General features: G+C 72.9%; 14 protein-coding genes. 6 read left to right on the top strand and 8 right to left on the bottom strand.

The genetic code is table 11. The annotated features are described in order from the left end of the window. Positions 1-11: 11 nt before the first annotated feature. Both BM085_RS14485 and BM085_RS14480 read left to right on the top strand, forming a co-directional pair. Positions 12-1,511, top strand: coding sequence for a TldD/PmbA family protein (locus tag BM085_RS14485; RefSeq protein ID WP_093887517.1), 1,500 nt, complete (start codon positions 12-14; stop codon positions 1,509-1,511). Positions 1,512-1,647: 136 nt separating this feature from the next. Then, positions 1,648-3,015, top strand: a complete 1,368-nt coding sequence (locus BM085_RS14480) for a metallopeptidase TldD-related protein (RefSeq protein ID WP_093887635.1) — start codon at positions 1,648-1,650, stop codon at positions 3,013-3,015. Here the strand turns inward: BM085_RS14480 and BM085_RS14475 are convergent. Continuing rightward, positions 3,012-4,049, bottom strand: a complete 1,038-nt coding sequence (locus tag BM085_RS14475) for a carcinine hydrolase/isopenicillin-N N-acyltransferase family protein (protein ID WP_093887516.1) — start codon at positions 4,047-4,049, stop codon at positions 3,012-3,014. The two genes, BM085_RS14480 and BM085_RS14475, sit on opposite strands and share 4 nt — an antisense overlap. A 37-nt stretch (positions 4,050-4,086) precedes the next feature. Further along, positions 4,087-4,299 carry a dodecin gene (locus tag BM085_RS14470; RefSeq protein WP_012892412.1) on the bottom strand — a complete coding sequence of 71 codons (213 nt, stop codon included), beginning with the start codon at positions 4,297-4,299 and terminating at the stop codon, positions 4,087-4,089. A gap of 101 nt (positions 4,300-4,400) precedes the next feature. Here BM085_RS14470 and BM085_RS14465 point away from each other — a divergent pair, with 101 nt between their 5' ends. After that, positions 4,401-4,712 (top strand): DUF3099 domain-containing protein, encoded by a 312-nt coding sequence (locus BM085_RS14465; protein WP_093887515.1) that lies wholly within the window; start codon positions 4,401-4,403, stop codon positions 4,710-4,712. Between the two features lie 167 nt (positions 4,713-4,879). Here the strand turns inward: BM085_RS14465 and BM085_RS14460 are convergent, their stop codons facing one another. The 5 genes from BM085_RS14460 to BM085_RS14440 form a co-directional block, all read right to left on the bottom strand. Further along, positions 4,880-5,131 (bottom strand): DUF6457 domain-containing protein, encoded by a 252-nt coding sequence (locus tag BM085_RS14460; RefSeq protein ID WP_245789333.1) that lies wholly within the window; start codon positions 5,129-5,131, stop codon positions 4,880-4,882. Positions 5,132-5,140: 9 nt separating this feature from the next. After that, positions 5,141-5,707, bottom strand: coding sequence for a molybdenum cofactor guanylyltransferase (mobA, locus tag BM085_RS14455; RefSeq protein WP_093887513.1), 567 nt, complete (start codon positions 5,705-5,707; stop codon positions 5,141-5,143). A gap of 45 nt (positions 5,708-5,752) precedes the next feature. Beyond that, a complete protein-coding gene (gene moaA, locus BM085_RS14450; RefSeq protein WP_093887512.1) occupies positions 5,753-6,748 on the bottom strand; it encodes a GTP 3',8-cyclase MoaA in 996 nt (331 codons plus the stop codon). Between the two features lie 156 nt (positions 6,749-6,904). After that, positions 6,905-8,092, bottom strand: a complete 1,188-nt coding sequence (locus tag BM085_RS14445; RefSeq protein WP_093887634.1) for an RtcB family protein — start codon at positions 8,090-8,092, stop codon at positions 6,905-6,907. 174 nt (positions 8,093-8,266) lie between these two features. Then, a complete protein-coding gene (locus tag BM085_RS14440; protein ID WP_245789315.1) occupies positions 8,267-9,142 on the bottom strand; it encodes a UbiA family prenyltransferase in 876 nt (291 codons plus the stop codon). 117 nt (positions 9,143-9,259) lie between these two features. On the opposite strand from BM085_RS14440, the gene BM085_RS14435 reads away from it, so the two are divergent. From BM085_RS14435 to BM085_RS14425, 3 genes are read left to right on the top strand one after another with little or no spacing between them, the layout of a single operon-like run. Next, entirely contained in the window at positions 9,260-10,318 is a 1,059-nt protein-coding gene (locus BM085_RS14435) for a type III polyketide synthase (RefSeq protein WP_093887511.1), read from the top strand. A 6-nt stretch (positions 10,319-10,324) separates the two neighbouring features. Then, on the top strand, positions 10,325-10,882 hold the full coding sequence (locus BM085_RS14430) for an isoprenylcysteine carboxyl methyltransferase family protein (protein WP_093887510.1): 558 nt from the start codon (positions 10,325-10,327) through the stop codon (positions 10,880-10,882). Continuing rightward, positions 10,879-11,892 (top strand): NAD(P)/FAD-dependent oxidoreductase, encoded by a 1,014-nt coding sequence (locus tag BM085_RS14425; protein WP_093887509.1) that lies wholly within the window; start codon positions 10,879-10,881, stop codon positions 11,890-11,892. Before BM085_RS14430 ends, BM085_RS14425 begins: the two co-directional genes overlap by 4 nt. 115 nt (positions 11,893-12,007) lie before the next feature. Here BM085_RS14425 and BM085_RS14420 read toward each other — a convergent pair whose 3' ends face one another. After that, the gene (locus BM085_RS14420) at positions 12,008-12,895 is read right to left on the bottom strand and encodes a hypothetical protein (RefSeq protein WP_093887508.1); all 888 of its coding nucleotides are present in this window, start codon (positions 12,893-12,895) and stop codon (positions 12,008-12,010) included. Positions 12,896-12,914 lie beyond the last annotated feature (19 nt).

Genomic DNA, 12,914 nt, shown 5'->3' with positions numbered 1-12,914 from the left:
GGATCGTTGACATGCGCCAGATCGATCCCGATTTCCTCGCTCTGCCCATGAGGCGGCTGGCGGACGCGGCCCTGCAACGCGCCCGTGACCTCGGCGCCGAGCACGCCGACTTCCGGCTTGAGCGCGTCCGCGCGGAGACCCTGCGCCTGTCCGACGCCTCACTCGAAGGCTCCATCGACGCCGACGATCTCGGTTACGCCGTACGGGTCGTCAAGAACGGCACCTGGGGCTTCGCCTCCGGCATCGACCTCACCCCCGAGGCCGCGGTGAAGGCCGCCGAGCAGGCGGTGGAGGTGGCCGTCATCTCCGCCGCCGTCAACCGCGAACCCATCACGCTGGCCCCCGAACCGGTCCACTCCGACGTCACCTGGGTCTCGGCCTACGAGGTCGACCCCTTCGAGGTGCCGCTGCGCGACAAGGTCGCCCTGCTCGCCGACTGGTCGGACGCCCTGCTGAGGGACCCGCGCGTGGACCACGTCCAGGCCTCGCTGCAGCAGGTCAAGGAGCAGAAGTTCTACGCCGACACCGCCGGCACCTCCACCACCCAGCAGCGGGTGCGCGTGCACCCCGAGCTGGAGGTGATGAAGGTCGAGGACGGGCGATTCGAGTCGATGCGCACACTGGCCCCGCCGGTCGGCCGGGGGTTCGAATACCTCACCGGCACCGGCTGGGACTTCCCCGGCGAGCTGGCCCGCCTGCCCGAGTTCCTCGAGGAGAAGCTGAAGGCGCCCTCCGTCGAAGCGGGGCGGTACGACCTGGTCATCGATCCGTCCAACCTGTGGCTGACGATCCACGAGTCCATCGGGCACGCCACCGAGCTGGACCGGGCCCTCGGCTACGAGGCGGCCTACGCCGGGACCAGCTTCGCCACCTTCGACCGGCTCGGCAAGCTGGCGTACGGCTCGCAGGTGATGAACGTGGTCGGCGACCGCACGACGGAGCACGGCCTGTCCACGATCGGCTACGACGACGAGGGCGTGGCGACCAAGCGGTTCGACATCGTCTCCGACGGCGTCCTGGTCGGCTACCAGCTCGACCGGCGGATGGCGCGCCTGAAGGGCCTCGGCGCCTCCAACGGCTGCGCCTTCGCCGACTCCCCCGGCCACATGCCGATCCAGCGCATGGCCAACGTCTCGTTGCTGCCGGCGCCCGACGGCCCCTCCACCGAGGGGCTGATCTCCGGGGTGGAGCGCGGCATCTACGTCGTGGGCGACAAGAGCTGGTCCATCGACATGCAGCGCTACAACTTCCAGTTCACCGGTCAGCGGTTCTACCGGATCGAGAACGGCAGGATCGCCGGCCAGGTCCGCGACGTCGCCTACCAGGCCACGACCACCGACTTCTGGCAGTCGATGGCGGCCGTCGGCGGGCCGCAGACCTACGTGCTGGGCGGCGCGTTCAACTGCGGCAAGGGCCAGCCCGGCCAGGTCGCCCCGGTCAGCCACGGCTGCCCGTCGGCGCTCTTCCGCGATGTGCGCGTCCTCAACACCCTGCAGGAGAGTGGCAATTGAGCGGGCGCGGCGACAGGCACGGCGGCGTCCGCGGACGCGGGCTCCGCGCCCGGGGCGGGGAGATCGCATGAGCGAGCGGACCGGAGAACAGCACACCTCGGCGGACGCCTCGACGGGCCGTGGGGAAGGGATCGGGATGAGCCCCCAGGAAATGATCGAGAAGGCTCTGGACCTCTCCACGGCCGACGACGTCGTCGTGATCGTGGACGAGGGCTCCAGCGCCAACCTGCGTTTCGCGGGCAACACGCTCACCACCAACGGCGTGGGCCGTTCGTCGCAGCTCACCGTGATCTCGATCGCGGGCCGGGGGGTGGGCGTGGTGTCGCGGGCGGCGGTCCGCCCCGAGCAGCTCGCCGACATCGTCGCGGCCGCCGATCACGCCGCGGAGGACGCGACGCCGTCCGAGGACGCCCGGCCGCTGGTCGAGGGCGGTCGCTCGGCGGACTGGGACCTGCCGGCGGAGTCCACCTCCATCGGGGTGTTCGGCGCCTTCGCCCCCGCCCTGGGCGAGGCCTTCGCCACGGCCGAGGCGGGCGGGCGCAGGCTGTACGGCTTCGCCGAGCACACCGTCACCACCACTTTCGTGGGCACCTCGACCGGGGCCCGGCTCCGGCACACCCAGCCCACCGGCCGGCTTGAGCTCAACGCCAAGTCACCGGACATGAAGCGCTCGGCGTGGACGGGCGTGGCCACCCGCGACTTCTCCGACGTGGACGTGGCGGCGCTGGACGCCTCGCTGGCCCGGCGGCTGGAGTGGGCGAAGAACCGGATCGACCTGCCCGCGGGCCGGTACGAGACGCTGCTGCCGCCGGCGGCGGTGGCCGATCTGATGGTCTACCTGTACTGGACGGCCGGCGCCCGGGACGCGATCGAGGGCCGGACGGTCTTCTCCAAGCCGGGCGGCGGGACCCGCGTCGGGGAGACCCTCTCCCCTCTCCCGATCCGCCTGTACAGCGATCCGGCCGCACCGGGCATCGCGTGCGCGCCGTCCGTGGTGGCGCACGCCTCCAGCAGGCAGAACTCGGTGTTCGACAACACCCTGCCGCTGGCGCCCACCGACTGGATCGCCGACGGCACCCTGAGGAGCCTGATCCAGACCCGGCACTCGGCCGAGCTGACCGAGCTGCCCGTGACCCCGGCGATCGACAATCTGATCATGCAGGGGCCCGAGGGCGGCCGGTCGCTGGAGGAGATGATCGCCTCCACCGAGCGCGGCCTGCTGCTCACCTGCCTGTGGTACATCCGCGAGGTGGACCCGCAGAGCCTGCTCCTGACCGGGCTGACCCGTGACGGCGTCTACCTGGTGGAGAACGGCGAGGTCGTCGGCGAGGTGAACAACTTCCGCTTCAACGAGAGCCCGGTGGACCTGCTCGGCCGCCTCACGGAGGTCGGCGCCTCGGAGCAGACCCTGCCACGCGAGTGGAGCGACTACTTCACCCGCACGGTCATGCCCGCGATCCGGGTGCCCGACTTCAACATGTCGACGGTCAGCCAGGCGAGCTAGCGCCGGACCAGCGGGATGGTGTGCACCCGCTCCCACCGTTTGCCCGTCACCACGCGGGCCGTGGCGTCGGTGAGGTCGTAGACGACCGACCAGCGGGTGTGCCCCTGGGCCACCCGCTGGAGCAGGTCCATCCCGTCCCGCCAGGTCTTCGCCGCGGGAAGGCCCCTGGCGAGCTCGCCGTAGCGGGTGTCGGCCATGCGCCGCTCGCGGGTGGTGCCGGTCATGGCGAAGTTGGTCAGCACCCGGTCCTCGATGACATTGAGCCTGCCGCCGGAGAACTCCACGACGGCCGACTTCCCGGTGGCGTCGGCGAGCAGGTAGTGGATCTGCGGGCTGCCGGTGAAGTCGATGTCGTAGCGGCGCATGATCGCCACCGCCTCGTCCACGGTCGCGGCCTTGTCCAGCATCACCCGGATGATCCGCACGCTGCCGACGGAGGGGCGGCCGGGCGTCCTGGAGGGCAGTTCGCCGTCGGGCACCGCGGCCATGCCGATCGCCAGGCCCTTCTCGTTGACCCCGTCGAAGGGGGTGAGCACGGCGTGAGCCAGCCGGCGGCGGGTCCGCGGGTCGGCCGGGTCGGGCTCGGCGTTGCTGCCGAGCACGTAGAACAGGTCCGCGATGGAGACCGAGGCGTAGCCGTCGGGCGGGTCGGCGTGCACGACCATCGCCGGGTTGGGGTCCCAGTCGAAGTTCCGGCCGAACAGCGGCCGCTCCCCCGCCAGGTGGAACAGCGAGCAGGCCCAGCCGTCGGCACGCCCGGCGAGATCCTCCTCGCTCAGGGAGGCCTCGCGGTCGTAGGAGCCGTGGAAGGTCATCTCGTACATCGGCAGGTCGTCCACCCGGCGCAGGCTCTGCACCGTCCGCCGCATGTCGGCGGCGGTCTGGTCGAGCGCGGAGCCGCGCGCGGCCGCGGAGACCGCCGGGGAGGCGGAGGCGGCCGGAGGGGCCGGGGCGCCGCCCGCCGGGGAGGAGCATCCGGCGAGCAGCAGCACCGCGGCCAGCGCGGCTCCGGTGGTCCGGCGTAGATCTTCCATCCCCGTAGTCTGCGCCGCCGGGCTCCGCCGTACAAGATCAGGTGTCCTCCAGGCGGAATCCGACCTTCATCCCGACCTGGAAGTGGCCGACCTCACCGTCGACGATGTGCCCTCTGACCTCGGTCACCTCGAACCAGTCGAGGTGACGGAGGGTCTGCGAGGCACGGCGGACGCCGTTGCGAATGGCCGCCTCGATGCTCTCCTCGGACGTGCCGACTATCTCGGTCACCCGGTATGTGCGATCCGTCATGCCGTCATCTTTACCCGGCGGCCATGATCGCACGCTCTCCGGCGCCCATCGGGTCGCGGGGCGGGGTCGGCCCCTCCCCGTGCGGGGGCTAGGTTGGAATTGTGAAGCTATGGCGCAAGCACCAGACGGTCCATCAGGTGACCGATGCCCAGCCGTCGCTGAGCGAGGACATCGGGAAACGTGAGAGAAACTATTTCATCAAGATGGGGATCCGTCTTGTCTGCCTCGTTCTCGCCTTCACGGTCCCGGCTCCGCTGCCCGTCAAACTGCTCCTCTTCGCCGGGGCGATCTTTTTACCATACGTTGCCGTTATCGGGGCCAACGCCCCTCGGCGCGAGGCGTCGAGCGCCCCTGACGTGGCAGAAACCGGCCAGAACGAGATCCCGCTCCACCGACGCGAGATCGGGTCGTGACTAAGTCTTGACGCATCTCAGGGGTAGGAGGTGTACGCTTTAGCCAAGTGCCCTGGTCCCCCGTCGGGGCACTGGTGCCGGCGTTCCGGGCCCCCGTCGGAACGCCGATGAAGCGGCGCCGGGTGGTTTGCCCCCGTAACCACCCGGCGTCGCCCTTTTCCCGGCCTTTATCTGTCGCCTGTCGTCTCGGCGGCCGTTCTCTCCCATTCCCGCGCCAGCGCGGTGAGCCGTTCCACCGCGTCCGGCGGGGCCGAGCCCGCGCCCTGGGCCAGTCCCAGCACGTACGCCGTCAGCGGCGCGGCCGGGCGGGTCACGCCGTGGGCGACCTCCTTGGTCAGGTCAAGCAGCGCGTCGCGGTCGACCGTCTCGGGATCGACACCCAGCTCGCGGCAGACCAGCTCGGTCCACTCCGTCAGCACGTTCAACTCTCACTCCTCATCCGGTTCACCGTTCCTGGCGCGGCGCAGATCCTCCGCCGTGTCGCAATCGAACCACGGCCGCCCCGTGAGGTGGAGCCCGGCGGGGGCCAGCGGGGCCAGAAGTCCGTGCAGCGACCGACCCTCGTAGCGGGCGAGCGCCTCGGCGAGCTCCGCCGTACGCCAGACTCCGGCGAGCCACTGCTCCCGCCCGTCGTCGTCGACGAGCACCGCTCCCACTCCCGCTCCCGCCGCCTCGAACAGCGCCGACACGTGCCCGGCGGTCAGGAACGGCAGGTCGGCCGCGAGCAGCGCCACCCACGGCGCGGTCACCTCCGCCAGCCCCGCCCGCAGCGCCGGGACCGGGCCGTCGCCGGGCGGATCCTCCCGGACGAAGATCCCCCGAGGCAGTCCGGGACGGGGCGCTCCGACGACGATGAGCCTCCCGGCGTCAGGTACGGCCGCCGCCACCGACTCGATCAGCGGGCGGCCGGCGACGCGCAGGCCCGGCTTGTCGCGCCCGCCGAGCCGGCTGGCACGGCCGCCCGCCAGGATGCACGCGTCGTGGCGGGCGGTCATCAGCAACTCCCCAGGAAATCCCGGGCTTCAGCCGTGGGGAGGATGTCAGCCGCCGATCGCGGACATCGGGCGGGAGGGCTGCAGGAAGGCCGGATCGTCGATGCCGTGCCCGGCCTTCTTGATCTGGACCGCGGCCAGCCAGCGTTCGGCGATCTCGTCGTCACCGGCTCCCGAGCGGAGCGCGGCGCGCAGGTCGGACTCGTCGGTGGCGAACAGGCAGTTGCGGATCTGGCCGTCGGCGGTGAGCCGTACCCGGTCGCAGGCGCCGCAGAACGGCCTGGTGACCGATCCGATCACCCCGACCCTGGCCGGCCCGCCGCCGACGAGGAACAGCTCGGCCGGGGCGCTGCCGCGCTCCACCGGATCGTCGTCGGTCAGGTCGAAGGAGTCTCGCAGCCGCGCGAGGATCTCGTCGGCGGTGACCATGTTCTCCCGGCTCCAGCCGTGCTGGGCGTCCAGCGGCATCTGCTCGATGAAGCGCAGCTCGTAGCCCCGCTCCAGGCAGTAGTGGAGCAGCGAGACGGCCTCGTGATCGTTGATCCCGCGCATCAGCACCGTGTTGACCTTGACCGGGCGCAGCCCGGCGGCGTCGGCCGCGGCCAGGCCGTCGAGCACGTCGGCCAGCCGGTCGCGGTGGGCGAGCCGCTTGAACGTCTCCCTGTCGAGGGTGTCGAGGGAGACGTTGACCCGGTGCAGACCGGCCTCGGCGAGCGGGGCCGCCAGCCGGGCGAGCCCGATGCCGTTGGTGGTCAGCGAGACCTGGGGGGCGGGACGGAGGGCGGTGGTGCGGGTCACGATCTCCACCAGCTCGCGGCGGAGCAGGGGCTCACCGCCGGTGTAGCGGACCTCGGTGATGCCCAGCCGTTCCACCCCGACGGTCACCAGCCGGACGATCTCGTCGGCGGTCAGCAGGTCGGGCTTGGGCAGCCATTCGAGTCCCTCGGGCGGCATGCAGTAGGAGCACCGCAGGTTGCAGCGGTCGGTGAGGGACACCCGCAGATCAGTCGCCACCCGGCCGAACGAGTCTTGCAACCTCAGCATGGGGCGTCACCTCCTCTCGTCCATCCTCATCCGGGCAGGGGGCCAGCCTAAGGCCAGCCCCCTCCCGTGCCCATAGTCAGGTCGTCTCCGCCGACAACATCGCAATCGAGCGGTTGATTCCTCCAACCGCCCGCCGTTCGGTCCCCGGCGCGGGCCTCAGCCCTTGATGCAGACGAGCTGCCGGAGGCGGGCGACCACCTCGACCAGGTCGGCCTGGGCCGCCATGACCGACTGGATGTCCTTGTAGGCGCCGGGGATCTCGTCGATCACCCCGGTGTCCTTACGGCACTCGACGCCGTCGGTCTGCGCCTTGAGGTCCGCCAGCGTGAAGGTCTTCTTGGCCTTGCTCCGGCTCATCCGGCGACCGGCACCGTGTGAGGCCGAGTTGAACGCACCGGCGTTCCCCCGGCCCTTCACGATGTAGGTGCCGGTCGCCATCGAGCCGGGGATGATGCCGAACTCGCCGGATCCCGCACGGATCGCGCCCTTGCGGGTGACGAGCACATCCACGCCGTCGTACCGCTCCTCGGCCACGTAGTTGTGGTGGCAGGAGATCGGCTGTTCGAAGGTGATGCCCGAAAGGTGGCGCCTGAGCACGTCGCAGACCAGGGCCATCATGACCGCCCGGTTGCGCCGCGCGTAGTCCTGCGCCCAGAACAGGTCCCGCCGGTAGGCGTCCATCTGCGGCGTGCCCCCGACGAACACCGCGAGGTTCCGGTCGGGCAGGTCCTGGTTGTGCGGCAGCTTCTGGGCCTGCCCGATGTGGAACTCGGCCAGCTCCTTGCCGATGTTGCGCGATCCGGAGTGCAGCACGACCCAGACCACGCCCTCGTCGTCGGCGCAGACCTCCAGGAAGTGGTTGCCTCCGCCCAGGGTGCCCATCTGCACCTCGGCGCGCTCCCGCTTCGGGCGCACGGCCGGGGCCAGGGTGTCGAAGTCCTTCCAGAAGGCCGCCCAGTCGGCGGTCTTCAGCCCGTGCAGTTTGGTCGGGTCGACGGGCCTGTTGTGGTTGCCGAACCCGACGGGGACCGCCTGCTCCAGCTTCGAACGCAGGTAGGCGAGGTTGTCGGGCAGGTTGTCGGCCCTGAACGAGGTCTTCACCGCGGTCATCCCGCACCCGATGTCCACGCCCACCGCCGCCGGGGAGACCGCGTCCCGCATCGCGATGACCGACCCCACCGTCGCGCCCATCCCGTGGTGCACGTCCGGCATCACGGCGACGCCCTGCACCCACGGCAGGTTCGCGACGTTGCGCAGCTGCTGCATCACCTGGGGCTCGACCTCGGCCGGGTCGGCCCACATGCGGATCGGCGCGCGGCCACCCATCACCTCGTTGTATGCCATCCTCACATCGCCTCCCTCCAGCCGATCAACCGACGACGACAATGACGTCAGAGATCCACCGTTCCTGCAACCGAATTAAAAATCTATAGCCCTCTTTATCAGGAAAAATGCCTTTAAAGTCTCTTAGTACGGCCGGGCCGCCGGCCTCCCACGGGCCCGCCGTCCGAAAGCGGATCAGAGCGCGGTGATCTCGGTGCCCCGGGCGAGCAGGAGCAGCACGTCGACCGCCGCGACGGCGACGGCCGCCGCGAAGGGGGCGCGCGGTGAGCGCCCCGCCGCCGGCAGCCCGGCGACGGCGAACGCCCCGGCCCCGGCGAGCGCGGCCCAGCCCCCGGCGCCGACCGGCCCCGGAGGCCCGAAGACGAGCAGAGCGGTGGCCAGGAGCAGCGGCACCGGGATCAGGGCGCGGACGCGGGCCGGGCCGAGCCGCTGCGGCCAGCCGCGGACCCCGGCGGCGAGATCGGCGGGGATGTCGGGCAGCACGTTGGCCAGGTGCGCCCCGCAGCCGAGGAGCGCCGCGGCGAGGACCGCCCACCACGCGGGCCACGGGTGGCCCGGCAGCCCGAGGGTCACAAACGGCGGCAGCACGCCGAATCCCACGGCGTAGGGCAGCCACGACAGCACGGTGGCCTTCAGCCACAGGTCGTAGGCCCAGGCCGCGGCGACTCCGACGAGATGGACGGTCCCGGCCGCCAGGCCGGAGGCCAGGGAGAGCGGCACGCAGAGCGCCAGGGCCGCGGCGGCGGCGACCCACACCGCCCGGAGGCTCACCGCGCCGGCGACGACCGGTTTGCCGGTACGGCCCGCCGCGGCGTCCCGCCCGGCGTCCACCGCGTCGTTGCACCAGCCGATCGAGAGCTGCCCGGTCAGCACGGCGGCGGCCACCAGGGCGCATCCCGCCGCGTCGCGCCCGCTCGCCACGGCCAGCGCGGTGACCAGGACGGTCACCGCCGCGGTGGGCCCGGGATGGCAGGCCCGCGACAGCCCCGCGACGGCCTGGAGCCCGGACCGCCGTACCCGGTCCCGGCGCGCGTGCCCACTCGTCGTCACAGAACGATCGTAGGCGGCCGGGCGCCGCATCACCGTCCAGGCCGGGTGAGGCATGCCGTAGGCGCAGGTGGGCAAAAGCCAGATGTCCGCTGTCCGCCGTCGGGAGGTACCTCTCACATGACGCGAATCGCCGCTGTACGCGGCGCTCTTCCGCCTAACCGCCACTCCCAGGCCGAGATCACCGACGCGTTCGCGCGGATATGCCTGCCCGAGGGCGCCGACCGCCGGCTGCTGGAGCGCCTGCACGCCGGCGCACGGGTCGAGTTCCGCCATCTGGCCCTGCCCCTCGACCAGTACGCCAAGCTCGACGGCTTCGGGATGGCCAACGACGTCTTCGTCGGCTCCGCCGTCGACCTGGGCGCCGAGGCGGTCGGCGGCGCGCTGGAGGCGGCCGGGCTCGCGCCGGAGGACGTGGACATGATCCTCTTCACCTCGGTGACCGGCATCGCCGCGCCCTCGGTGGACGCCAGGCTGGTCGGCCGCCTGGGGCTGCGTCCCGACGTCAAGCGGATCCCGGTGTTCGGGCTCGGCTGCGTGGCGGGGGCCGCCGGGATCTCCCGCCTGCACGACTACCTGCGCGGCTGGCCGGACCACGTGGCCGTGCTGCTCTCGGTCGAGCTGTGCTCGCTGACCCTGCAGCGCGGTGACGCCTCCCCCGCCAACCTGGTCGCCGGCGCGCTGTTCGGCGACGGGGCCACGGCGGTGGTGGCCTGCGGCGACGGGCGGCGGCCCGAACGGGCGGGCCCGTCGGTGCTGGCCACCCGGAGCCACCTGTATCCCGGCTCCGAGGGCGTGATGGGCTGGGACGTCCGCGACACCGGCTTCCAGGTGGTGCTCGACGCGAGCGTCCCGGACGTGGTGCGCACCTACCTGGCCGACGACGTGCACGGCTTCCTCGCCGACCACGGCCTGACGACGCGGGACGTGACGGCCTGGGTGTGCCATCCGGGCGGCCCGAAGGTCCTGGAGGCCGTCGCCGAGACGCTCCGGCTGCCCGACGGCGCGCTGGACCTCACCTGGCGTTCGCTGGCCGAGGTCGGCAACCTGTCCTCCTCCTCGGTGCTGCACGTCCTGCGGGACACCCTCGCCCTGCGGCCGCCGCCGCCGGGCACGCCGGGGCTGCTGATCGCGATGGGGCCCGGCTTCTGTTCCGAACTCGTCCTGCTGCGCTGGTAGGGGCCGATGACCTGGCATCTTTCGTCGTGGTATCTGCTGCTCGTGCTGCTCGTCGGGGCCGAGCGCCTGGCCGAACTGGTCGTCGCGCGCCGCAACGCGCGGTGGAGCACGGCCCGTGGCGGGGTGGTGTCCGGGCAGGGCCACTACCCCTGGATGGTCGCCCTGCACACCGGCCTGCTGGCCGGGTGCCTGCTGGAGGCGGGCCTGTCCGGCCGCCCCTTCGTCCCGGCGCTCGGCTGGCCCATGCTCATCCTGGTGGTCGCCGCACAGGGACTGCGCTGGTGGTGCATCGCCGCGCTGGGCCACCGCTGGAACACCCAGGTGATCGTGGTGCCCGGCCTGCCGCCGGTGACGCGCGGCCCCTACCGGCTGCACTGGCTGCGCCACCCCAACTACGTGGCGGTGGCCGTGGAGGGCGCGGCGCTGCCGCTGGTGCACGGCGCCTGGATCACCGCGGTGACCTTCACCGTGCTCAACGCCGCACTGATGGTGGTGCGGATCCGGTGTGAGGAGAGCGCCCTGGCCTCGCTCGCCACGGCGCCGCCCGGACGGGTGGCCACGTGATCGACGTCCTGGTCGCCGGGGGCGGACCGGCGGGCCTGGCCACCGCCATCCACGCGGCCCTGGCCGGGATGGAGGCGGTGGTCGTCGAGCCCCGGCCCACACCGGTGGACAAGGCGTGCGGCGAGGGGCTGATGCCCAGCGGGGCCGCCGCGCTGCGGTCGCTGGGCGTGCCGGTGGAGGGCCGCCCGCTGCGGGGGATCCGCTACCTGGACGGCCGCCGCCGGGTGGACGCCGCGTTCCGCGGCGGCCGGGGGCTGGGCGTGCGGCGCACCGCGCTGCACGCCGCGCTGGCACGGCGGGCGGCCGAGCTGGGGGTGGAGGTCGTCCCCGACAAGGTGGAGGGGGTGCGGCAGAGCGGCGGCGGGGTCGAGGCGGCGGGGCTGCGGGCCCGCTGGCTGGTGGCCGCGGACGGCCTGCACTCCCCGCTGCGCTCCCTGCTCGGGCTGGAGCTGCCCGACCGCCGCCCGCGCCGGTACGGCCTGCGGCGGCACTACCGGGTGGCGCCCTGGACGGACTTCGTCGAGGTCCACTGGGCCGCGGAGGGCGAGGCGTACGTGACCCCGGTGGGCGACGACCTGGTCGGCGTGGCCGTGCTGAGCTCCCGGCGCCGGGGATACCGGGAGCACCTGGCGGACTTCCCGGACCTCCTGGCCCGGCTGGAGGGACCGGCCGCGACCCCGGTGCGCGGTGCCGGACCGCTGCGCCAGCGGGTGCGCGCCCGGGTCGCCGGGCGGGTGCTGCTGGTCGGCGACGCGGCCGGATACACCGACGCGCTCACCGGCGAGGGGGTGTCGCTGGCCCTGCTGTCCGCGCAGGCCCTGGTGGGCTGCCTGCGGGCCGGGGCTCCGCAGGCGTACGAGGGTGCCTGGCTGCGGCTGTCGCGGCGCCATCGGCTGCTCACCGGCGCTCTGCTGGAGACCCGCCGGCACCGGGCGTCCGCGCGGCTGATCGTCCCCGCGGCCCAGCGGCTGCCCGCCCTGTTCGGCGCGGCGGTGCACGCGCTGGCCTGAGCCCGGCGACGCGCCCACCGGCCTGAGCGCGGGGACGCACGCGCCGCTCCGAACCCGCACCCGCGCCCCCGGCGCGGGTGCGGCCGGCGGCGCGGGTGCGGCCGGCGGTCGGGGGTCACCGCCGGGAGGCCTCGTGGACGCGGCTGTGCCTGAGGGCGTAGTGCGCCGTCCCCGCGAACCGGGCCCGCCACTCGCCTCCCCGGCGACCCGTCACGGTCTGGAGGAAATGGCCCTGCAGGTCGGTGGTGGCCTCGGCCGTCTCCGTCCATTCCTCCTGCTCCGTCGTGCGGTGCAGGATCTCGACGGTCTGGCCGGGGAAGGGCGCGTAGTCCAGGTAGCCCTGCGGATCGACCCGGTTGAGCACGCCTTTGACCTCCACCCCCGTCGCCTTCCTGACCGCCTGGACGGCGCTGAACTTGGCCTCGCGTCTCAGCCAGAACCCGGCGTACTCGGTGACCGTGCCGCCGTCCGTCCCCCTGGCGGTCACCGCGACGGTCCAGCGCCCGGCGGGGTACCAGCGGCTCAGCCTCTTCTCCGGCCGGAACCGCCAGGTCTCCCACTCCCGGGCGGCACGCGCGGCCGGCCCGGTCGCGTGCCGTCGGCCGGCGCGGCCGGAGGCGGCAGGCGCCTGGCCGGCCGGCTCCGCGGGGGTGAGGTAGGTCAGGGCGGGCGGCACGGGGAGCTGGGCCGGCTCGGAGATCGTCTGGACCCCGGGCCCGGCCCCGGGGAGAGCGCCCGTCCCGGACTCGGGCGGCGCGCCCGGTTCGACCTGGACCGTCATCCCCTGCGGGCCCGAGACCCCGCGGGCGACCACCTCGATCACCAGGCGCACCGTGTCGGACGGTCCGACCACGGGGGCTTCGGGGGCCAGGGTTATGGAGCGGATCGCCAGGTCCTTGACGGTGGCGGGCGGCTCGGCCCGCGTCGGCAGGGCGGCGGCGGCCCCCACCGGCAGAGCGGCGGCCCCCGCCGCCAGGACGGGAAGAAGGACTCTCATGGTCATGGCTAGGAGGCTAGGAACC

This window comes from Streptosporangium canum (genome assembly GCF_900113865.1).
Taxonomy (GTDB): domain Bacteria; phylum Actinomycetota; class Actinomycetes; order Streptosporangiales; family Streptosporangiaceae; genus Streptosporangium; species Streptosporangium canum.
Note: the sequence above shows the minus strand (reverse complement) of the source record. Positions and strands in the feature narration are given on the sequence as shown.

Excerpts from the sequence above, each read along its gene's own strand:
- BM085_RS14485 (WP_093887517.1), top strand. The coding sequence starts at position 12 with ATGCGCCAGATCGATCCCGATTTCCTCGCTCTGCCCATGAGGCGGCTG.
- BM085_RS14480 (WP_093887635.1), top strand. The coding sequence starts at position 1,648 with ATGAGCCCCCAGGAAATGATCGAGAAGGCTCTGGACCTCTCCACGGCC.
- BM085_RS14475 (WP_093887516.1), bottom strand. The coding sequence starts at position 4,049 with ATGGAAGATCTACGCCGGACCACCGGAGCCGCGCTGGCCGCGGTGCTG.
- BM085_RS14470 (WP_012892412.1), bottom strand. The coding sequence starts at position 4,299 with ATGACGGATCGCACATACCGGGTGACCGAGATAGTCGGCACGTCCGAG.
- mobA (WP_093887513.1), bottom strand. The coding sequence starts at position 5,707 with ATGACCGCCCGCCACGACGCGTGCATCCTGGCGGGCGGCCGTGCCAGC.
- moaA (WP_093887512.1), bottom strand. The coding sequence starts at position 6,748 with ATGCTGAGGTTGCAAGACTCGTTCGGCCGGGTGGCGACTGATCTGCGG.
- BM085_RS14445 (WP_093887634.1), bottom strand. The coding sequence starts at position 8,092 with ATGGCATACAACGAGGTGATGGGTGGCCGCGCGCCGATCCGCATGTGG.
- BM085_RS14435 (WP_093887511.1), top strand. The coding sequence starts at position 9,260 with ATGACGCGAATCGCCGCTGTACGCGGCGCTCTTCCGCCTAACCGCCAC.
- BM085_RS14430 (WP_093887510.1), top strand. The coding sequence starts at position 10,325 with ATGACCTGGCATCTTTCGTCGTGGTATCTGCTGCTCGTGCTGCTCGTC.
- BM085_RS14420 (WP_093887508.1), bottom strand. The coding sequence starts at position 12,895 with ATGACCATGAGAGTCCTTCTTCCCGTCCTGGCGGCGGGGGCCGCCGCT.